General features: G+C 71.4%; 1 protein-coding gene. It reads left to right on the forward strand.

Annotation, left to right across the window (positions count from 1 at the left end):
* On the forward strand, window positions 1-818 hold an 818-nt coding region (gene mptB / locus A5775_RS06115; RefSeq protein ID WP_197512381.1), incomplete at both ends, for a polyprenol phosphomannose-dependent alpha 1,6 mannosyltransferase MptB.

Raw genomic sequence — 818 nt, forward strand, 5'->3', positions numbered from 1 at the left:
CATCGACGCACCACGGCTGCTGCCCGTGTCGTGGAAGCGGTTGGGGCCGGACTGGGAACCGCTGGGCATGCTGCTGGCCGGCGCCGTGCTGATCACGCTGTCGTCGCAGGTGAAATTGCCATCGCTGCTGGCGCTGGGCTTCGTCACGGTGGCGCTGGCCTACCGCTGGGGAGGAACCCTGCGCGCCCTGCTGTTGACCGGCGGCGGCATGGCGGTGCTGTCGCTGGCGGTGATGGCGGTCGTCGGCTGGGCCAGCGGGCTCGGCTTCGGCTGGATCTACACGCTGGGCACCGCCAACGTGGTGCGCAGCTGGATGTCGCCGCCGACGCTGCTGGCGCTGGGCACCGGGCAGGTGGGCATCCTGCTGGGCCTGGGTGATCACACCACCGCGGTGCTGGGGCTGACCCGTGCGATCGGCGTGCTGATCATCACGGTCATGGTGGCCTGGTTGCTGCTGGCCGTCTTCCGCGGCCGGCTGCACCCGATCGGCGGGCTGGGCGTCGCGCTGGGCATCACGGTGCTGCTGTTTCCCGTGGTGCAGCCGTGGTACCTGCTGTGGGCGATCATCCCGCTGGCTGCCTGGGCGACCCGCACCGGCTTCCGGGTGGCGGCGATCGCCATCAGCCTCGTCGTCGGCATCTTCGGCCCGACCGCCAACGGCGACCGGTTCGCGCTCTTTCAGATCGTGGACGCAACGCTGGCCAGCACCGTCATCGTGGTGCTGCTCATCGCGCTGACCTACACCCGCCTGCCGTGGCGAAGCCCGCCGGTGCAGGGCCACAATCCCGACGGCGGACCGGCCGGCGACCCGGCGCCCC

Origin of the sequence: Mycobacterium sp. 852002-10029_SCH5224772 (assembly GCF_001667315.1) — a bacterium.
Taxonomy (GTDB): Bacteria; Actinomycetota; Actinomycetes; order Mycobacteriales; family Mycobacteriaceae; genus Mycobacterium.